23 protein-coding genes and 1 pseudogene are annotated in these 19,241 nt (G+C 62.8%); 8 read left to right on the top strand and 16 right to left on the bottom strand.

Going from position 1 to position 19,241, the window contains the following annotated elements; genetic code table 11:
- The coding region (locus OO12_RS29080; RefSeq protein WP_235364700.1) for a hypothetical protein at positions 1 to 182 on the top strand (182 nt) is incomplete at its 5' end.
- A 76-nt stretch (positions 183 to 258) separates the two neighbouring features.
- Here OO12_RS29080 and OO12_RS07380 read toward each other — a convergent pair.
- From OO12_RS07380 to OO12_RS07370, 3 genes and pseudogenes are all read right to left on the bottom strand, one after another.
- Positions 259 to 408 (bottom strand): annotated as a pseudogene (locus OO12_RS07380) (NYN domain-containing protein); the annotation flags it as partial.
- A gap of 160 nt (positions 409 to 568) precedes the next feature.
- Positions 569 to 856 carry a sigma factor-like helix-turn-helix DNA-binding protein gene (locus tag OO12_RS07375; protein ID WP_034157955.1) on the bottom strand — a complete coding sequence of 96 codons (288 nt, stop codon included), beginning with the start codon at positions 854 to 856 and terminating at the stop codon, positions 569 to 571.
- Entirely contained in the window at positions 856 to 1,035 is a 180-nt protein-coding gene (locus OO12_RS07370; protein WP_052215616.1) for a hypothetical protein, read from the bottom strand. Before OO12_RS07370 ends, OO12_RS07375 begins: the two co-directional genes overlap by 1 nt.
- A 293-nt stretch (positions 1,036 to 1,328) precedes the next feature.
- Between OO12_RS07370 and OO12_RS28890 the strand changes: the two genes are divergently transcribed.
- The 3 genes from OO12_RS28890 to OO12_RS27935 all read left to right on the top strand — a co-directional run bounded on the left by OO12_RS28890 (position 1,329) and on the right by OO12_RS27935 (position 2,435).
- Positions 1,329 to 1,538, top strand: coding sequence for a hypothetical protein (locus OO12_RS28890; protein WP_034157954.1), 210 nt, complete (start codon positions 1,329 to 1,331; stop codon positions 1,536 to 1,538).
- A gap of 118 nt (positions 1,539 to 1,656) precedes the next feature.
- A complete protein-coding gene (locus OO12_RS27940; RefSeq protein WP_160296755.1) occupies positions 1,657 to 1,929 on the top strand; it encodes a hypothetical protein in 273 nt (90 codons plus the stop codon).
- Positions 1,930 to 2,213: 284 nt separating this feature from the next.
- A complete protein-coding gene (locus OO12_RS27935) occupies positions 2,214 to 2,435 on the top strand; it encodes a hypothetical protein (RefSeq protein ID WP_152616302.1) in 222 nt (73 codons plus the stop codon).
- Between the two features lie 467 nt (positions 2,436 to 2,902).
- Here OO12_RS27935 and OO12_RS07360 read toward each other — a convergent pair whose 3' ends face one another.
- The 3 genes from OO12_RS07360 to plsY are packed head-to-tail and all read right to left on the bottom strand — an operon-like array spanning position 2,903 to position 5,238.
- Positions 2,903 to 3,544 carry a hypothetical protein gene (locus OO12_RS07360; RefSeq protein WP_034157953.1) on the bottom strand — a complete coding sequence of 214 codons (642 nt, stop codon included), beginning with the start codon at positions 3,542 to 3,544 and terminating at the stop codon, positions 2,903 to 2,905.
- 16 nt (positions 3,545 to 3,560) lie between these two features.
- Entirely contained in the window at positions 3,561 to 4,661 is a 1,101-nt protein-coding gene (gene dprA, locus OO12_RS07355; protein WP_052215615.1) for a DNA-processing protein DprA, read from the bottom strand.
- Entirely contained in the window at positions 4,654 to 5,238 is a 585-nt protein-coding gene (gene plsY, locus OO12_RS07350) for a glycerol-3-phosphate 1-O-acyltransferase PlsY (protein ID WP_034158033.1), read from the bottom strand. The genes dprA and plsY overlap by 8 nt, the downstream gene beginning before the upstream one ends.
- A 136-nt stretch (positions 5,239 to 5,374) precedes the next feature.
- Between plsY and murI the strand changes: the two genes are divergently transcribed.
- The 4 genes from murI (at position 5,375) to OO12_RS07330 (ending at position 9,777) form a co-directional block, all read left to right on the top strand.
- Positions 5,375 to 6,184 carry a glutamate racemase gene (gene murI / locus OO12_RS07345; RefSeq protein ID WP_034157952.1) on the top strand — a complete coding sequence of 270 codons (810 nt, stop codon included), beginning with the start codon at positions 5,375 to 5,377 and terminating at the stop codon, positions 6,182 to 6,184.
- Positions 6,185 to 6,200: 16 nt separating this feature from the next.
- Positions 6,201 to 7,988, top strand: coding sequence for a hypothetical protein (locus OO12_RS07340; protein ID WP_235364699.1), 1,788 nt, complete (start codon positions 6,201 to 6,203; stop codon positions 7,986 to 7,988).
- A gap of 122 nt (positions 7,989 to 8,110) precedes the next feature.
- The gene (gene hemA, locus OO12_RS07335; RefSeq protein WP_034158031.1) at positions 8,111 to 9,355 is read left to right on the top strand and encodes a 5-aminolevulinate synthase; all 1,245 of its coding nucleotides are present in this window, start codon (positions 8,111 to 8,113) and stop codon (positions 9,353 to 9,355) included.
- A complete protein-coding gene (locus tag OO12_RS07330; RefSeq protein WP_052215614.1) occupies positions 9,355 to 9,777 on the top strand; it encodes a DUF695 domain-containing protein in 423 nt (140 codons plus the stop codon). The genes hemA and OO12_RS07330 overlap by 1 nt, the downstream gene beginning before the upstream one ends.
- Before the next feature lie 274 nt (positions 9,778 to 10,051).
- Here the strand turns inward: OO12_RS07330 and OO12_RS07325 are convergent, their stop codons facing one another.
- From OO12_RS07325 to OO12_RS07280, 10 genes are all read right to left on the bottom strand, one after another.
- Complete coding sequence (locus tag OO12_RS07325) at positions 10,052 to 10,957, bottom strand: flagellar motor protein MotB (protein ID WP_034157951.1); 906 nt, start codon at positions 10,955 to 10,957, stop codon at positions 10,052 to 10,054.
- A gap of 1 nt (position 10,958) precedes the next feature.
- The gene (gene motA, locus OO12_RS07320; RefSeq protein WP_034157950.1) at positions 10,959 to 11,822 is read right to left on the bottom strand and encodes a flagellar motor stator protein MotA; all 864 of its coding nucleotides are present in this window, start codon (positions 11,820 to 11,822) and stop codon (positions 10,959 to 10,961) included.
- A gap of 150 nt (positions 11,823 to 11,972) precedes the next feature.
- The gene (gene flgL / locus OO12_RS07315; RefSeq protein WP_034157949.1) at positions 11,973 to 12,884 is read right to left on the bottom strand and encodes a flagellar hook-associated protein FlgL; all 912 of its coding nucleotides are present in this window, start codon (positions 12,882 to 12,884) and stop codon (positions 11,973 to 11,975) included.
- Positions 12,885 to 12,900: 16 nt separating this feature from the next.
- Positions 12,901 to 14,247 (bottom strand): flagellar hook-associated protein FlgK, encoded by a 1,347-nt coding sequence (gene flgK, locus OO12_RS07310; protein ID WP_034157948.1) that lies wholly within the window; start codon positions 14,245 to 14,247, stop codon positions 12,901 to 12,903.
- The gene (locus tag OO12_RS29075; protein WP_052215613.1) at positions 14,244 to 14,612 is read right to left on the bottom strand and encodes a rod-binding protein; all 369 of its coding nucleotides are present in this window, start codon (positions 14,610 to 14,612) and stop codon (positions 14,244 to 14,246) included. The genes flgK and OO12_RS29075 overlap by 4 nt, the downstream gene beginning before the upstream one ends.
- Positions 14,609 to 15,703: a flagellar basal body P-ring protein FlgI gene (locus tag OO12_RS07300; RefSeq protein ID WP_082006397.1), complete on the bottom strand. Its 1,095-nt coding sequence runs from the start codon at positions 15,701 to 15,703 to the stop codon at positions 14,609 to 14,611. The genes OO12_RS29075 and OO12_RS07300 overlap by 4 nt, the downstream gene beginning before the upstream one ends.
- Before the next feature lie 17 nt (positions 15,704 to 15,720).
- Positions 15,721 to 16,407: a flagellar basal body L-ring protein FlgH gene (locus tag OO12_RS07295; protein WP_034157946.1), complete on the bottom strand. Its 687-nt coding sequence runs from the start codon at positions 16,405 to 16,407 to the stop codon at positions 15,721 to 15,723.
- An 11-nt stretch (positions 16,408 to 16,418) separates the two neighbouring features.
- Positions 16,419 to 17,207: a flagellar basal-body rod protein FlgG gene (flgG, locus tag OO12_RS07290; protein WP_034157945.1), complete on the bottom strand. Its 789-nt coding sequence runs from the start codon at positions 17,205 to 17,207 to the stop codon at positions 16,419 to 16,421.
- Positions 17,208 to 17,219: 12 nt separating this feature from the next.
- Positions 17,220 to 17,963, bottom strand: a complete 744-nt coding sequence (locus OO12_RS07285) for a flagellar basal body rod protein FlgF (protein ID WP_034157944.1) — start codon at positions 17,961 to 17,963, stop codon at positions 17,220 to 17,222.
- Positions 17,964 to 17,989: 26 nt separating this feature from the next.
- Positions 17,990 to 19,237 carry a flagellar hook protein FlgE gene (locus OO12_RS07280; RefSeq protein WP_034157943.1) on the bottom strand — a complete coding sequence of 416 codons (1,248 nt, stop codon included), beginning with the start codon at positions 19,235 to 19,237 and terminating at the stop codon, positions 17,990 to 17,992.
- Between the last annotated feature and the right edge of the window lie 4 nt (positions 19,238 to 19,241).

The following is a 19,241-nucleotide window of genomic DNA, read 5'->3' as shown; positions in this document are numbered from 1 at the left end:
ATTTAGCTCTTATCATTTCAGGCTTATACACTACGCCGTATGTTAAAGCTTTTCATGATGTAGGAAATGGAAAAATATCAGCGTCAAGTATTATAATTGTTGTTGGATTAATTCTGTCGTTGTTTGGATTATTTATATCAATAATATCACTACATCATTATCAAGACAATCGATCTAAATGAAAGCATTTTCAGTCGTCTACACGACGCAGAATTGGTATTACGTGTGCGCAGATAAATCTCGCGAAAACCCACGCGCAAGCGGCGTGAAATCCGCGTCGCTGGATGCGAGGCAAAAGGCGTCAGGCTTCTGCGTGTAAAGCAATTCCATCGCGTCGATCACGAGCGCAATGTCGGTCGCATTCTTGCCCGTCGAATAGCTGAATTGCTGAATGGGCCGGCAGGCAAAAGCGGCGGCTGCCCCTGCCCCCACTACAAAACCCAAGCGCGCGCCGCGCGCCGTCAAATCAGCCCGATGCTGCGTGCGCCGCCCGGTATCCACCGGGCGGCGCGAGCTTGTTGTTAACAGGCAGCTTTCGCATCGGAACGACGGGTGCGGGAAATCATGCTCACCAATGGCGGAACCACCACCTCTGCCAACAGCAGCTATCGACGCGTGATCGGCTCCCTTGGTCTGCCGTCGCTAATTCGCGATCTGTCCGTGCGGCGTCCCTGAGCAGGCGGTCTATGCCATAAAGCGCATTTGCGATTTCGGTCTGAACCTCCTCAATGGTGATACCCACTCGCTCAGCAATCTGCGCATAGGACAGGTCGTCCACGCGATAAAACCAGAACACCTTGCGAGTGCGCTCCGGAAGCGCATCAAAAGCGCACCGAAGGGCATGCGGATCGATCATCACCGCCAGCCGCGCGGACGAGGATGCCCGGTGATGCGATGCACATGATCCAGCAACGCGCGTAGCAGCGGGCGAATCTGGTCGGTCGTGAAGCCGCCATCATCCGGTTCGGGCTCTCCGCGAAAGCGCGGCTGATTCCATTTCCAGTAAGGCGTGAGGACCGCCGCCAGTCGCGCCATGTCGGAGGAGTCGTGGCCCAGCCCTGTCGCATTGAGATTACGGTGACACGTGCAACAACCCCTTTACTCGGCATAGTACGTCGCTAGCCTGAGCCAATGGCCAGACTCGCCCGTATCGTCCTGCCTGGCATCCCGCACCACGTGACGCAGCGCGGCAACCGCCGCGAGCGGGTGTTCTTCGAGGACGCGACTATGCGCTCTATCTCGATCTGCTCGCCGAGGCGGCAGAGCGGGCGCAGGACTGGCGCTGGTCGAGCGCTGCCACGCATATCGCCGGAAAGAGCGATCGTTTCGTGGATATCGCGCCAGCACTGGAGCGGGTCGGTGACTTTGCGACGTTCCTGGGCGCAGCGTTCGATGATGCGATGAGCTATGCCGCTCTCCGCAAGGCCGAGAGCGTCGGTCGCCCGGTCGGATCGAAGGAATGGCTCGCCGACATGGAGGCCCGCAGCGGCCTGACTCTTGCGCCGCGCAAGCGCGGGCCAGTGCCGAAGGAGAATTAAGGGGTTATTGCACGTGTCACCGTAATCCTCGACCAATGAGATACGATGAATATAACTCACTTATACTTGGCATGAACTTCTGAATGAAAGCTATATGAAAATATCTTACATCCACGTCATGGAAGAGCGCGATATAGTCGAAGCTAAAGATAGAGGTGTTATTGATGGAATAATTGTTGAAATCGATGGAGAAACATATAGCGTTTCAGCATATACCGCCGAAAGAATCAAATTAGAGATCGACATAATGGCAAGAGAAAACGATCAGTTTATTATTGATCCTGGATCAATAGTAATAAAAGGAGAAATAACTATTGAAAATGTGAATAAATCCATAGAGAAGTTGGTCAAAACTGGCTATTTTAAGTTTCTCAAGGCAGAATCTAAATAGAATTACGCAGCTACGGCGAGGTCACGTAATTAAGAATTATGGTGAGAATTACGAATACAGTTTACTCAACTCCTATGACAACATAGTCATCCACGAATACCCCGCCCGTCTCGCCCCGTTGTTACCGGCCTTGGGTTACGGTGGGGTTACGGTGACACGTGCAATAACCCCTTTACTCTGCGCCGCCCTTAGCTAGCCTGGGCCAATGGCCAGACTCGTAATTACGGTGACAGCGTAATTATGGTGACAGTTTACTTAACTCCAAACTCACCTAGCCTCCACGAATGGCCCGCCTGCCTCGCCTCGTTGTTCCCGGTCTTGCGCATCACATGACGCAGCGTGACAATGGACGGCAGGCAACATTCTTCGAAGAAGGCGACTATGCGCTGTACCTCGACCTGTTCGCCGAAGCGGCGGCGCGCGCGAATGTCGAAGTCTGGGCCTATTGCCTGATCACGGGCCGATGGATGATCAAGCTATCGCAATATTTAAAAGGCAACGGTTAGATGGTGAAGGATGCCCTGCGAGTTATGGGTTCAATGGCTGCTAAGTTTCCCTGCTGGCCATTATTCGCGGTGGCGCTTGCGGGCATTTCTTTCGCATTTATAGACCAAATGTATTGGTTATCGCGAAGCGCGCTCGCCGCCTGGCTAATATCTGTTGGCTTTGTAGCTGTCTGGATAGCAATTGCCTTTGCGCGAGGCCGACGGGGCCGGCGACCTCGCTGGCTCGTGATCGCCGCAGCCTTGCTGGTCCTTGTGACGCCAGTTTCGGGCCTTCTACCCGTCAATAGGTGCGTGATATTTGGCCCCTGCGACTTTTAAAGAATTTTGAAAATACAGTGACGAATTACGGTGGTAATTACGAATTACGGCGACACGTGCAATATTTATGACTGCTTTCCTTATAAATGCTATCAGAAAGAGAAAGAAGATAAATAGGGTTGCGGGAAATATGTGGGCCGCAACTTCACTCACGCAAAAATCTCACTCAAATGACCCTGCCCCGGGCGCAGCAGCGAATAGAGCGCCACGCTCAGCAGCCATGAGCTGACAAAGGCCGAGAACAACAAGACATAGAGGATCAGCGACGACAGCAGCGGCTGCAGTTCGATCAGGAGAACGAAAATCCCGATACCGACCACGCCCGCAGGCACGAAGATCACCAGCAGCGCAGCGAGGATGGGCCACAGGCTCGGTCGGGTCAGCGCCCAGCTTTCGCCGAGCGCGCCGCTCACCGACTGGTCCTCCGCCAACAAGGCCGCCGACGCCACGGACCAACGCACCGTGAGGAACACGCCCGGCACGATCAGCAGCACATAACCGAGGAGAATGCCGAGGCCGGACAGGAGGTTGACGCCCCAGAAGGCGCCGATGCCGTTTCGTCCCGCCGCGTCTCGCAGGCCGCGCCGGTCGAGCGCGGTCCGGACCAAGACATATTGCGCCACCAGGCTGGCAATGCCCGCCGGCAAGGCTCCGGCGTCACCAATGGTCAGATCGAGCGCGAGATTGACCGCGACGAGGCCGACGACACAGCCCGCCGCCAGCCCGGCGTTCTCGCGCACGAGCTCACCCAGCCGGGTGAAGATGTCGCGAACCGTCAGTGCCTCGTCCATTGCCCCGTCCTTTCAATCACACGCCGCTCACCCGCCCGCCGGCATGGCGCTCCAGCCGCCCGGCCAGTTCCAGTTCAAGCAGGACCATCTGCACCACCGCCGGCGCGAAGCCCGACTGGCGGATCAGTTCGTCGATCGCGACCGGCACCGGGCCGAGCAGCGAGAGCAGGTCGCGCCGTTCCGTATCGCTCGCATCCTGGGGCGGCGGGCCGGTGAAGGACGCGCCGGGCGCGCGCACCATCCGGGCATCGATCGGGCGGATCGTTTCCAGCACATCGGCGGCGGACTGGACCAGGATCGCGCCGTCGCGGATCAGGCCGTTGCATCCCTGCGCGCGCGGATCGAGCGGCGAGCCGGGGACCGCCATCACTTCGCGGCCCTGTTCGCCCGCGAGCCGCGCGGTGATCAGCGAGCCGGATTTCGGCGCCGCCTCGACCACCACCGTGCCGACCGAGAGGCCGGAGATGATGCGGTTGCGATAGGGGAAGTGGCGCGCGCGCGGTTCGGTGCCGGGCGGCTGTTCGGCGATCAACAGGCCTTCGCGCGCGATCCGTTCCTGCAGCGCAGCGTTTTCGGGCGGGTAAGCGATATCGATGCCGCCCGCGATCACCGCGATCGTCCCGCCCTCCAGCGCGCCAACATGGACGGCGGTGTCGATGCCGCGCGCCAGGCCCGACACCACCGCGACGCCTTCATCCGCCAGCTGATAGGCGAGTTGCCGCGCGAAGCGGCACGCAGCGGCCGAGGCATTGCGCGCACCGACCATCGCCACCGCGGTTCGCCCGAGCAGCGCCATGTCGCCGCGCAGCGTCAGCACCGGCGGCGCGTCATCGAGTTCAGCCAGCAAGGCGGGATAGTCGTGATCGTCGACGAACAGATGCCGTGCCCCGAATTTGATCGCGGTGGCCAATTCGCGCTCGGCAATCGCCCGATCGGCGACCACCGGCGCCCGCCCGCCGCCGCGTGCGGCAAGGTCGGGCAGTGCCGCGATCGCCGACGCGGCATCGCCGAAGCGCGCGATCAACTGACGGTAAGTGACAGGGCCGATCTGGGCAGTGCGGATCAGCCGGAGGCGGGCAATCGCCGTGGCGCCATCGCGCCCGGCAGCGTCAGCCACTCTTGCGACCGATACGCGGCTCGGTCCCGGCGAGCAGCCGTTCGATATTCTCACGATGCTTCCACAGCACCAGCAGCGCCAGCGCCAGCAACAGCAGCACGAGATCGAATTGCGAGAAGAACGCCACGCTGACCGGCGCGCTGGCCGCCGCCGTCATGCCGGCCAGCGACGAGATGCGCAGCGCGGCGAGCAGCCCGAGCCAGATGCCGGCATAAATCAGCGCGCTCGGCCAGTGCAGCGCGAGGATGATGCCCATCATCGTCGCGACACCCTTGCCGCCGCGGAATTTGAGCCAGACCGGATAGAGATGCCCGAGAAATGCCGCCGCCGCGCCGATGACGCCGGTGCCGGGAAAGAGATGTTCGCACAGCAGCACCGCCGCCCAGCCCTTGGCGCCATCCAGCAGCAAAGTCGCCGCCGCCAGACCCTTGCGCCCAGTGCGCAGCACATTGGTCGCGCCGATATTGCCCGATCCGATCGTGCGCAGATCACCGGCCCCGCCCAGCCGCGTCAGGATCACCCCGAACGGGATCGATCCGAGCAGATAGCCCAGCACCAGCGCGCCCGCGGGCGCCATCCACAGATATTCCGTCGGCAAATCGTCCCCCTTATGTTCGGGTATAGCCGACACCGGCCGCGACGCCAACATCTCCCTCAAACAGGCCTTGCCCCGGTGGCTAGTGTCCGGACCCCTGGCAGGTTAAGCGACAAGCATGACAGATATGCGACCAATCCTGTTCTTCGATTCCGGCGTCGGGGGCTTGTCGGTGCTTGGCCCGACCCGCGCGCTGCTGCCACGGGCGCCGTTCGTCTATGTCGCCGATTCGGCGGGCTTTCCCTATGGCACCAAGAGCGAGGAAGAGATTGCCGCGCGTGTCCCCGCGCTGCTTGGCCGGCTCGCCGAACGCTACCACCCACGGCTGATCGTCATCGCGTGCAACACCGCGTCGACCATTGCGCTGGCGGCGGTGCGCACCGCACTTGACCTGCCGATCGTCGGCACCGTGCCCGCGATCAAACCGGCCGCCGCGATCAGTGTGACGCGCGCGATCGGCGTGCTCGGCACCGACGCGACGGTGCGTCAGCCCTATGTCGACGATCTCACCGCGCGCTTCGCGGGCGATTGCCTGGTGTTGCGCCACGGCTCGGCCGAACTAGTCATGCTGGCCGAAGCCAAGCTGCGCGGCGCGGCAACCGATCCGGCGCGCTATGCCGCGGTGCTCGATGGGCTGCTCGGCCAGCCGGGTGGCGAGCGTATCGACACGGTGGTGCTGGCCTGCACGCACTTCCCGCTCGTCGAAGCGGAATTGAGCGCCGCCGCAGCGAAGGCCGGCGGGCGCACGATTCATTTCGTCGACGGCGGCGCGGGCATTGCGCGGCGGATCGCGGCACTGACGCAGGGCCAGCAATGGCCTGAAGATCCGGGCGAAGGGCGCGCGATATTCACCCGCGCCGACGCCGACATCGTCGCGCTGATGCCCGCGCTGGCGGATTACGGGCTGAGCCGGCTGGAACCGTTTTAGCCCCTGGCGTTACCAGATGGATCCCGGCGCCTTGCTGGCAAAGCGAAAGGGCGGATCGCAGGGCCGCGATCCTGAGGAGGCGATACTGACCGATACCGTGCACGGGCCGCCATCACCGCAGCCCTCCTTCCTGCCCGAGCGCGCGACGCTTTTTGCCACCTATGCCCTGGCGATGCTGCTGTTCTTTCGCGTGCCGTTGCTGAGCGGGTTCGATCTTGGCTTCGGCGATCGCGGCGACGGCCTGATCGAGATCGCCATCCTGGAACATTGGCGCAATGTGCTGACCGGATACAGCCACTGGGCGACGACGGGCTATTTCCATCCCTATACCGGCACCCTCGGCTATAATGACGGCTATTTCCTGTTCGGCCTGGTCTATTCCTTCTGGCGCCTGTTCGCGGATCCGTTTCTGGCCGACACGCTGAATGTCTTCACCTTCAAGACGATCGGCTTCTTCGCTGCCTATCACCTGGTGTCGCGAAGCCTGGGCTGGGGTCATCGGAGCGGGCTGTTCGTCGCGCTGATGTTCACCATCGCCAGCGGGCTGGCGGCGCAAGTGGGACATGCGCAACTTCACATCATCGCCTTGCTGCCGCTCGCCATGACATTGGTGATCGCGATCGTCCGGGCGGAACGCGCGGGACAGCGGATGCGCAGCCGCATCGCCGCGGTCGGGCTGGCCGCCTTGCTCGCCGCCTGGCTCATGACGGCCTATTATCTGGCGTGGTTCGGCATCCTTTTCTCGGCCATCTACGTCCTGTTCTACGTCGTGCTGGCATTGCCGCTCAGGCCCCGCACATTTCTGCGCGCCGTACGACCCCATATCCTGACCGCACTGACCGGCTTGCTTGCCTTCAGCCTCTTCCTGATCCCGTTTTTCGTCACCTATCTGCCGAAACAGCGCGAGACCGGCGGCCATGGCTATTGGGATCATGCCTTTTACCAGGCCAACCCGATCGACCTGATCAATGTCGGTGCCGACAATTATCTGTGGGGATGGATTTTCCGCCTGTTCCACAGCCTGTTCAGCAACCGGAGTGGGCCAGCATACATCATCGATGGCGAGCATGTGTCGGGTTTCCCGCTACTGCTCTTCTTCCTGATCCTCGTCGCGGCTGGACGGGTTCTTGCCGGACGCGGCGCGGTCCCCGGGCAACCGGTTGCGCCCGAACTTCGCGCGCTGGCACTGGCGCTGATCATGAGCTGGCTGCTCACGCTGAGGCTTTTCGGCCATTCGCTGTGGTGGCTGGTCTATGAAGCCGTTCCCGGGGCGAGCGGGATCAGAGTCGTGCTGCGTTATCAGCTGTTCCTGATCCTGCCGGCGTTGCTGCTGGTCGCCGCGGCTTATCGCACGCAAGCCCAGCGGCTGATACGCACCCGGCCCATGCTGACGGGCGCGCTGCTCGCGCTGCTCGTCGGGGAACAGCTAAACGGCGCTTCAGTGGCGCAATTGAGCCGGTCGCTGCATCGGACGGCATTATGGGCGGTCCCGGCACCACCGCCGGCATGCCGGGTCTTTTATGTCGTGGCGACGCGCAGGGCGGAGCGATTCTTCGGCAACGAATCGACCGACAGCCTCTATCCGCACAATGTCGATGCGATGTTCCTGGCCGAGCGTTGGAGACTGCCGACCATCAATGGGTTTTCGACCTTCAATCCGCCGGACTGGCAGTTCGCCTATCCGCTGGCAGCGGACTATGACCAGCGTGTCGCGACCTATGCGCAGAACCACAAGCTCCGGGGTCTGTGCCGGCTGGACATGCGCGAGACCCGGCCATGGAAGATGATGCCCGATCCGCGATGAGCGGCCGGCCCGGCGAATCCAGGGCCGGTTCGCAACCGGGTGGAACTGAAATGGTCCAATCCGATCACCATGATCGTGCAAAGTCGCTGGAAATCCGCGCTGGCGCGCGCTACGGCGCGGGGATGGAAGCGGACGGAACGTCGCTGCGGGGAGTCGACTACTCGCGCATCTTCACTCAGGCGATTGATCGCCTGCATGTCGAAGGGCGCTATCGCGTCTTCATCGACATCCTGCGCAACAAGGGCGCCTATCCCAACGCGCGGTGTTTTGCCGGCCATAACGGACCGAAGCCGATCACCGTGTGGTGCTCCAACGACTATCTCGCCATGGGCCAGCATCCGGCGGTGATCGCGGCGATGGAAGAGGCGCTGCACGATGTCGGCGCCGGCTCGGGCGGCACCCGCAACATCGGCGGCAACACGCATTATCATGTCGACCTGGAGGCCGAGCTCGCCGACCTGCACGGCAAGGAAGGCGCGCTGCTGTTCACCAGCGGCTATGTCTCGAACGAAGCGACGCTCGCCACATTGGCCAAGATCCTGCCCGGCTGCATCATCTTCTCCGACGAGATGAACCATGCCTCGATGATTGCCGGGATCCGCAATTCGGGCTGTGAGAAGCATGTCTTCCGCCACAACGACCTGGAGCATCTCGAGGAATTGCTCGCCGCGGTCGATCCGGCCGCGCCGAAGCTGATCGCGTTCGAGAGTGTTTATTCGATGGAAGGCGATGTCGCCCCGATCGCCGCGATCTGCGATCTGGCTGACAGGTACAGCGCGCTGACCTATCTCGACGAAGTCCATGCGGTCGGCATGTACGGCGCGCGCGGCGGCGGCATTTCGGAACGCGACGGCGTCGCCGACCGGCTGACCATCATCGAAGGCACGCTGGGCAAGGCGTTCGGGGTAATGGGCGGCTATATCACCGCCGACCAGACGATCATCGACGTGATCCGCAGCTATGCGCCTGGCTTCATCTTCACCACATCGCTGTCGCCCGTGCTCGTGTCCGGCGCGCTGGCCAGCGTCCGCCACCTGAAGGCATCGAGCGTCGAGCGCGACGGTCAGCAGGCGGCCGCGACCGAGCTCAAGGCGATGTTCGCCGAAGCCGGCCTGCCGGTGATGAATTCGACCACCCACATCGTGCCGCTGATGGTCGGCGACCCGGTCAAGGCCAAGAAGATCAGCGACATATTGCTCGCCGAATATGGCGTCTATGTTCAGCCGATCAATTATCCGACCGTGCCGCGCGGCACCGAGCGGCTGCGCTTCACTCCCGGCCCGGCGCATGACGAAGCGATGATGCGCGAGCTGACGCAGGCCCTGGTCGAGATCTGGAGCCGGCTGGAGTTGCGCTGGGCCGCCTGATGCCGACGCGCAACGCAGACGACTGGTCGATCGCCACCGGCATGGTCGACGGCAACCGCACCATCATCCGGGTCCTGTCCGCTTTGCCCGAAGCGGACGAGCGCGCCGAACGGCCGCTGCTGATTCGTGTTACCTGGACTTATGGTGAGACGCTGACCGGCATGCCCGACCCTGCGGCGCTCGATACGATCGAGACGTTCGAGGAGACGATCTTCGCTTCGATCGACCAGCAGGATTGGGCAACCGAAGTCGCCGCGATCACCGGCAACGGCGCCAAGCAATGGCGTTTCTATACCGACGATGGCGATAATTTCGTCGCACGGTTCAGCGCTGCGCTGGAAAACCACCCGATCTATCCGATCGAACTCGAAGGCATTCCCGATCCGGAATGGCAGGGCCTGCGCGAGTTGCAACCCGGCTAGAGTCGTTTTCAGCTGAGCTGATCGGCATCAGCCCACTCCCCCACAGAATACACTGTCGTCGGGTGGGAGCAGCCCAAGGTTCCGGCGATGCAACTCACCGTTGGAATGGCAGCGGAGGGTGATACCGTCTTACCGAAAACCAGCAGGTCAGGGACCAGCTAATCCCGCCGTTCGTTTCGAGCGAAGTCGAGAAACAGGCCATAGGCGCTGCGCATGGTTTCCCGACTTCGCTCGAAACGAACGGGGCGAGGGCTTCGGGCATTTATCGGGAATCCTATTGCCCGAAGCTGCCCGCGCGATACAGCAAGGTGATCGCCACGCGGCGGTTGCGCGGGTCCATCTTGTTGGCGACGATCATCGGTTCGCGGTCGGCCACGCCTTCGATGCGGTTGAAGCGCTGTTCGGGAATGCCGCCCACGGCAAGCCGGCGGCGCGTCGCTTCGGCACGGCTTGACGACAGCATCCAGTTGTTCATTTCCAGCGGATCGCCATAACCAAGGCCGTCGGTATGGCCGCGGATCATGATCGGATTTTCCATCGCCCCGATCGATTCGGCGATCAGGCCGATCAGCTTCGACGCTTCGGGTTCGAGCGCGGTCGTGCCGAGCGAGAACATCGAATAATCGGCATCGTCGAGCAGGTCGATACGCATCCCGTCCTGGGTGCGCATGAAGCGGACATGCTTGCCGAGCTTGGCGAGCTTCGGGTTGGACGCCATGGCCATCGTCACGCGACGGCGCATTTTCTCAAAATTCTTCTGATCCTCCATGCCGAGGGCCATCTTGTTCTTCATCGAGCCCTTCTCGCCGGTACCGACCTGCAGCCCACCCGTCGCCTCGACCGGCACGGTCATCGACCGCGTTCCCGTCTGCTGCGCCTTGTGCGGGTAATTGTCCTTGTCGGTGATCGACGAGCCGCCGAACATGCCGTTCGAGCCGGCGCTGTTCTGCTTCATCTGGATGAGGGTCGGCGAGAAATAATCGGCCAGCGCCTTGCGCTGCTTCTCATTGGTCGCGCCGAGCAGCCACATGAGCAGGAAGAACGCCATCATCGCGGTCACGAAATCTGCATAGGCGACCTTCCAGGCACCGCCATGATGACCGCCATGACCCTCGATATAGATTTTCTTGTAGATGATCTTGGGCGGCTGATTGGACCCATGCGGCGCGCGCGCGGCCATCCTACCTACCCCTCAGGCCGTCGAACACTTCGGCAAAGCCGGGCTGATTGCTGTGCGCGATGCCCGAGCGCGCGGCTTCGATCACCAGCGGTTGCGGATGCCCGTGGAGCGACGCGATGATGATCTGTTTGACGACATGATAGATTGCACCATCGGCGTCGATCACTTGCTGCAACCGGTTGGCGAGCGGCGAGACGATACCATAGGCAAGCAGCACGCCCATGAAGGTACCGACAAGGGCCGAGCCGATCATCGCCCCGAGAATTGCCGGCGGCTTGTCGATCGAGCCCATCGTCTTCACGACGCCGAGCACCGCCGCGACGATGCCGAGCGCTGGCAGCGCGTCGGCCAGGCTGGCCAGCGTGCCCTGCGGCCCCTGCACTTCGTGATGGTGCGTCTTGATCATGTTATCCATGACCTCCTCGACCGCATGCACGTCGAGCGTGCCCGACGACACCACGACCAGCCGCAGCGTGTCGGCGATCAAATTGACTAGGGTATGATCGGCAAGCAGGCGGGGATATTCGGCGAAGATCGCCGATGATTTCGGATCCTCGACATGCGGTTCGAGCGCGATCGGCCCTTCCGTGCGCAGCATCTTCATCAGTTTCGACACCAGGAAGATGGTGTCGAGATAATCCTGCTTCTTGTATTTCGGGCCCTTGAAGATCTTGGCGAAGCTGCCGCCGAGCGCCTTCAGTTCCTTGGTCGAATTGCCGATGATCAGCGCGCCGATCGCGGCGCCGCCGATGATCAGCATTTCGTGTGGAATCGCCTCCATGACCGGGCCGAGGGCTCCGCCGGTGATCGCGAAGCCGCCGAAGATCATCACCAGAAGGACGACGAGGCCGATTACCGGAAACATATGTGCGAAACTTCCCCCTGGACCGGCTCAGAACGGCCCGCGGAACGGGCCTTCGCGATGATGGTTAACCGGACTTCGTAGCCAATCCGTTAACCAGGACATTTGTTTTTCGAGGACGGCGCCGGAACGTTCCCTCACCCGGCCTCCCGATCAGGAAAGATAATTGAACAGCGACAGCGAGCTCAGCTTGGTGAAGCTCGCCTGAGTCGCGGAAAGGATGGTCATGGTCTTTTGCAGCTCCATGATCGTCGTGGGGACGTCGGTATCCTCGATCGCCGAGCGCGTGATTTCGCGCGTCGTGCCGACGTCCTTCAGCCTTTGCGCCTCGAGATCCATCCGCGCGCCGCGCGCGCCGACCGATCCACGCGCCTGGGTGACTTGCGCCAGAGCAGTTTTCAGCCCTTCGGTCGCAGCCGCCGTCGCAGTCGGGTTGCTGCCCGCTTCGAGCGAATCGGCGAAGCTGCCGAGCATGGCGAAAATGTCGGTCGTGCCGCCGCCGCTGGTCGGAATGCCGCCGAAGATACGCGCGGCACTGTCGGTCGCACGGACGTCGTTGCCGTCGCCGATCGGGATGGCCGAGGGTTCGCCGGTACCGACAAAGCTGACCGTGCCGTCACCCGCGACCGAAACCGCGCTGTCACCGGTCGCGGCGCCGAACAGCGGCTGGCCGCGCACATCCTTGGTATTGGCGAGCCCGACCATATCGGAGATCAGCGCCCGCACCTGCCCCGCCAGCACCTTGCGATTCTCATTGGACAAGGTGCCGCTGCCGGCCTGGATCGCAAGCTCCTGCGCGCGCTGCAATTGCGTCTCGACCGAGCCAAGCGTGGTGTCGGACTGGTCGAGCAGGCCCTGCGCAAGGCTGATATTCGCGGCATAAGCCTTGTCATCCGCCTTGTCGGTCTTGAGCGTGGTGAGTTGGCGATAGCCGACCGCATTGTCGGACGGCGCGAGAATCTTGGTCTCGGTCGAAATCTGCGTCTGCAGCTTGTCGGCCTTTTGCGACAGCTTCGCCATCAGGCTGGTCGAGCGGTCATAAAGCTGGCTGGTGCTGATCTGCATGGCGCTTACCTTGGGATCACTGGATGTTGAGGATCGATTGCAGCGTCTCGCGTGCAACCTGGATGACGCGCGACGAGGCCTGATAGGCTTGCTGGAAGCGCAGCAGATCGACCGCTTCATTGTCGAGATTGACTCCCGACACCGCATCGCGCGCGGCAATCGTGCCGTCGCGGATCGACGATTGCGCTTCGGCCACGGTGCGGCGTCCGGCGAGCGTCGCGGCATTGCTTGCGACCAGCCCGGAGGTTTTCGCCTCGAAGCCGCCCGCGCTGCGCAGCGCGTCGAGATTGGCAAGATTGGCATTGTTGCGCGGGCCGCCACCGACCGAAGCGGCGGCAACGCCGCGCGGATCCGTCAGCGAGACAGTGATTTCGGTCGGTTTGGTGCCGACCGCGAACATCGCCGTACCGACATTGCCGTCGAGATCGCGGCCCTGTGCTTGCACGCCATTGACCCCGGCGACGAACTGGCTGGCAATCGAATTGACCTGGTCGCGCGCCGCGGCGATGCGCTGCGCGCCATCGGCGACACCGGCCAGCACGCCGCCCTGCGGCGCAATGGCGACGTTAGTGCCGTCGCGCTGCAGCGAAAAGGCCACCGTTCCGTCATCGTTGCGGGTATAGCTGACATGGCCGGCCTGGTTGCCGCCAACGAACACCGGCCCGGCCGAACCACCCAGGCGCACGGTGGCGCGGCCTGCGGTATCGAGCGCGACGGAAACATCGCTGATTGCGCTCATCTGTTCGAGCAATTGATCGCGCTGGTCGGCAAGCTGCGCCGCACCCGTCGTGCCGGGCGTAGCGCGGCCAAGGCCGTCATTGACCTTGGCGAGTGCCGCGCCGAGCTGATCGAGCGTCTGGACCGCGTTCTCGGCGGTCGTATCGAGATCGGCAGTGATCGAAGCGAGCGCCTTGCCCGTGCCGGCAAAGGCGTTGGCAACCGACGTCGCGGATTCGAGCATTGCAGTGCGCGGCGTGGTCGCCGACGGATCGGCGGCGACCGCCTTGGCCGAATTGAAGAAGCTGGTCAGCCGATCGCCAAGCTGGTTGCCGGTCAGCGCCCCCTCGATCCGGTCGAGCCAGGTGATGCCGGTTTCGGTGCGTGACAGATCGGCGCTGGCCGAGCGGACATCGGCGGCGCGGAACATGTCGGTGACGCGGTTGACACCCGTCGCCAGCACGCCGCTGCCATTATTAATGCCCCGCGTGGTGATGCTGCCGCCGGCCACGGTGATTTCGCTGAGCGCGGTGCTGCGGCGCGTGTATCCGGGCGTCGCGGCGTTGGCGATGTTTTCGGACACGGTAGTCAGTGCGGTCTGATACGCACGTACCCCACTGGCGCCGATGCCGAGCAAGTCGCTCATGGTGTCGTCACGCCGCGAGCGGCGGCCTTTTCGGCGGCCGCGGTCTTTTCCGCATCGGCCTGCGACTTGGCGAGGAAATCGACCATCGCCTTGCCGATGCCAAGGGGCGCATGATCGGCCATCGACTGGGCGAGCTTCTGATCCTGCATCTCACGGAACGTATCGATGCCCTTGCTCTCGAACAATTCGCTCGCGAGATGTCCCTGACGCATCGATTTCAGCATCATGCCGGTGAATACCGCCTCGAACTGTTTGCCGGCCTTTTCGAGGTTGGCGCGCGACGACAGCCGGCTCGTATCGAGACCGATGCCGCTGGTCGGAACCGCGGGCGTCGCGACGCCGCCAAGGTTGGTGGACGCGCTCACAGGACGATCAATTCGGCTTTGAGTGCGCCCGCTTCCTTCAGCGCCTCGAGGATTGCGACCAGATCAGCCGGCGACGCACCGATCGCGTTGACCGCCTTGACCACATCAGCGAGCTTAGGTCCGGGTTCGATCAGGAACATCGGACGACGCTCCTCTTCGACCGCAACGCCGCTCTTCTGTTCCTTGGCGGTCTGACCCTGGCTGAACGGCTCAGGCTGAACCACACGCTCCTGCTCGTCGATGCGCACGGTGAGCTTGCCATGCGTGACGGCGGCGCGGCCGACGCGGACCGCGGAATTGATCACCACGGTGCCGGTGCGCGCATTGACGATCACCTTGGCCGACGGCTCGGCCGAAGCGACTTCGAGATTCTCGATTTCGCTCATGATCGTCGCGCGAACATCGCCGCCGACTGGTGCGCGAACCGCCACCGAAACCGCATCGGTGGCCTGGGCCGTGCCCATGCCGAACTTGCCGTTGATCGCCGAAGCGACATTCTGCGCCGTGGTGAAATCGGCACGCTGCAGGTTGAAGGTCAGATTGGGCGTGTTCTCGAAACCGGTCTGGACCGCGCGCTCGACCGTGGCACCCTCCGGAATACGGCCCGCCGACGGAATGTTGACGACGATGGTCGAGCCGTCCTTGCCCTCGGCGCCGAGCCCGCCAACCGCGAGATTGCCCTGCGCCATGGCATAGATCTGCCCGTCGGCGCCAAGCATCGGCGTCAGGATCAGGCTGCCGCCGCGCAAGCTCTTGGCCTTGCCGATCGAGGCGACGGTGATGTCGAGCCGCTGGCCGGGCTTGGCGAAAGGCGGCAGATCGGCGGTGATCAGCACGACCGCGGCGTTCTTCATACCCGGATTGGCGTTCGGCGGCAGCTGCAGGCCGAAGCGCGACGCAACCGCCTTGAGCGACTGCACGGTATATTCGAGATTATCATCGCCCGTGCCGGGCAGGCCGACCACCACGCCATAACCCGTCAGCTGGTTCGAACGGATACCCTGAAAGCCGCCCAGATCCTTGATCCGGTCGGCGTTTGCCGGCGCCGTAACCAACAGGGTGGCGAGCACAGCGATGAGCAGGCGAAGCATGGCGGGCGCTTTCATCATCAGAACGGGCTGATCACGGAGAAGAAGCGGCTAAACCAGCCCTGGCGGCTGGCGCGGGCGACATCGCCCTTACCGGTATAGGCGATCTGGGCGTCGGCAACGCGAGTCGAGGCGACGCGATTATAGGCGTCGATATCGGCCATGCGCACGATGCCGCGGATCTGGACGAATTCGTCGCCACGGTTGAGCGTGACGCGCTTCTGCCCTTTCACCAGCAATGTGCCGTTGGGGAAGACCTGCGCCACAGTGACGCTGACTTCGCCCGACAAGGTATTGGACTGGTCGGTGCTGCCGGTGCCGGTAAAGTTGCGCTTGCCGCTGATCGACGCGTCGGTCTGACTGAACAGGCTGAGTGCGCCGGTGGTCGGCGGCGTCAGGCTGGCGCCACCGCCCGAATCGAGCTTCGAGCTCGCCGATTTCGAAGCGATGGTGCGCTCGACCAGGACAATGCTCAGCGGGTCACCGACGCGGCGCGCACGCCAACCTTCGTACAGCGCTGCATAGCCGTCGGACGCCTGGAAGATCGATCCGTTCGCGGGTGCCGGCGCCATGGGTGGCGGCGGCGGCATCGTCGCGGAGAAATCGACCGGCGGCTCCTTCTTGCCAAACAGGCGCGCGTCGGCTGGCGCCGGCGAGAGGCTGGCAGCGGCGAGCGCAGCGACGGAAATGAGTGGGAAAATCTTCATGACGTTAACCATCACAGATTTTGGTTAACATATTTCAACATGTCGTCGGTCGCGGAGATCATTTTCGAATTCACCTCATACGCGCGCTGGGTTTCGATCATGTCGACCAGTTCTTCGACGACGTTGACGTTCGACGCCTCGAGCATGCCCTGACGGATATTGCCGCGGCCATCGAGGCCGGCAACACCGAGATTGGCCGCGCCGCTGGCGGCGGTTTCGGTGAGATAATTGTCGCCCTGCGCAAGCAGGCCGGCACCATTGGGGAACGTCGCGACCTGAATCTGGCCGAGCTCGCTCGTTTCGGTCTGGCCGGCGACCTTCGCCGAAACCGTTCCGTCGGTGCCGATGGTGATCGAGGTCGCACCTTGCGGCACGGTGATGCCCGGCATCACCTGATAGCCTTCGGAAGTGACCAGCAGTCCCTCGGGCGAGCGCGAGAAATTGCCCGCGCGGGTATAGCCGAGCGTGCCGCCGGGCATCTGGACCTGGAAATAGCCATCACCATCGAGCATCAGGTCGAGCGCGTTGCCGGTGGTCTGCATCGCGCCCTGGGTGTCGATCCGCGCCGTACCCTGGATCCGCACGCCGGTACCGAGATTGAGGCCGACGGCATATTTTGATTCGGACGTGCTTGCAGCACCCGGCGTGGTGATCGTCTGATAGGCAAGCGTTTCGAACGCCGCGCGGTCACGCTTGAACCCGGTGGTGTTCACGTTCGCAAGGTTGTTCGAGATCACGCGCATCCGCATGTCCTGGGCGTCGAGCCCGGTGCGGGCGATGTGCATGGCTGCGCTGGTCATGTCATTGCTTCCTTATGACGGCATCCGCATCAGCGATGCGGCGCTCGAATCCATGTCCTTGGCTTCCTTCATCAGGTTGGCCTGGACTTCATAGGCGCGCTGGTTCTCGATCATGTCGACCAGCGCCTGAGTCGTGTTGACGTTCGATCCCTCCAGGGCACCGGACGACAGCTTCCCCTCCATATCTTCGGGCAGCACGCCGCCACCCTTCACATGGAGCAGATTGTCGAGACCCTTGACGGTCACCGACCCCTTGGTGCTGACCAGCTTGAGCTTGTCGACCACTTCCGGGTTTTTGGCGTCGCCGCCGATCGGCACGATCGAGATCGTGCCGTCCGAAGCGATCGACATCGACTGGGCGGGCGGCATGGTGATCGGGCCATTGGCCCCCATCACCGGAAAGCCGTCGCCGGTTTCGAGCACACCGGTGGTGGCGATCTGCAAGTCGCCGCGCCGCGTATAGGCTTCAGTGCCGTCGGGCGCCTGGACGGTCAGCCATGAGTCGCCATTGATTGCGACATCGAGCGGGCGGCCGGTCTGCATCACCGTACCGGCGCGCCGGTCGGCATCGACCACCTGCTCCGACGCCGCAGTGCGCGTCTCGAAACCGGGGCCGTTGACCGAGAGCCGGTCGAACACCACGCGATCGGACCGAAATCCGATCGTCGAGGCATTCGCGATATTGTTCGCGATCGCCGCCTGCGACGCCATGTGCGCCTTGAGGCTCGATGCCGCGGTATAGACCAGCTTGTCCATTCAGGATGTCCTGTCCGTGCCCGAGTTCAGCTGCGGATGTTGAAGATCGTCTGCGAGATCTGGTTGGCGGTATCGAGCGCCTTGGCATTTGCCTGGAAATTGCGCTGCGCCGCGATCAGGCCGACCAGTTCTTCGGTCACGTCGACGTTGGAGCCCTCGATCGTGCCCGACATCAGCGAACCGAAGCCATTGTCGTTGGCGCTGCCGAGCGTCGCCTGGCCGGAAATGCCGCTGGCCGACCAATAGCTGTTGCCGTTCTGGCGCAGGCCGGCCGGGTTGGCGAAATTGGCCAGGGCGACCTTGCCGAGCGCAACCGTGTCGCCGTTCGAGAAGCTGGCGGTGACCACGCCGGATTCATTGACCGAGACACCGGACAGTTCGCCGACCGTGGCACCGTTCTGGCTGCGGCCCATCACCGCAAAGGCGCTGGGCTTTAGCGACGAGCCGGCGAGATCGAGCTTGAGTGGCTGAGCCGCGCCGCCCGATGATGGCGTGAACGCATCATAGCTGATCGGGGCGGTCGGCGCGGTCATCGTGCCATTGGCGTCGAAAGTGACCGTGGCCGGCGTGGCCGCCCCGCCGATGGTCAGCGGCTGATTGCCGACATAGGAATGAACCGACCAGGTCGTTGCGGACTGGCGGACATAATAGCTGGTCATCGTCATGGCCTTGCCGGCCGAATCGTAGATCGTCGTCGCGGTCGAGTTGTTATAGGTCGAGGCGTTGAGCGGATCGAACGTGCCGGTCGGGACCTGCGCGTTGGAATAGAGGTTCACGTCGAGCGCAACCTTCGACGTTGCCGCCGGCGTGCCGCTGGTTTCGGGCAAGCGCAGATTGACCATGCCGTCGCTGCCGGTCGCGGTGACATTGCCATCGGCATCGACCGGATAGACCTGCAACGCGCTGCCCTGCGCATCGACGACGTTGTGCGTCGCCGGGTCGACCTGGAATGCGCCGTTGCGGGTATAGGCAATGGCCGAATTGATTCCGTTGGTCTTGACCGCGAAGAAGCCGTCGCCGCTGATCGCGAGGTCGAGCGACGAACCCGTGGTCTTCAGATTGCCTTCCGTGAATTGCTGGCGGTTGCCCTTCACCACCGTGCCCGACCCGACCAGCTTGGTCGGATCGGCGCTCAGGCTGGAGGCGATCACATCGGCAAAGTCAGTGCGGCTCTTCTTGAAGCCGTTGGTCGAAACGTTGGCGAGGTTGTGCGAGATGGTCGACATCTCGGTCTGTGCCGCCTGCAAACCACTGAGCGAAGTGTAAAAGGACATTGAA

It is taken from the genome of Sphingomonas sp. ERG5 (assembly GCF_000803065.1).
Lineage (GTDB): Bacteria > Pseudomonadota > Alphaproteobacteria > Sphingomonadales > Sphingomonadaceae > Sphingomonas.
This window is presented reverse-complemented; position numbering and strand designations above follow the sequence as displayed.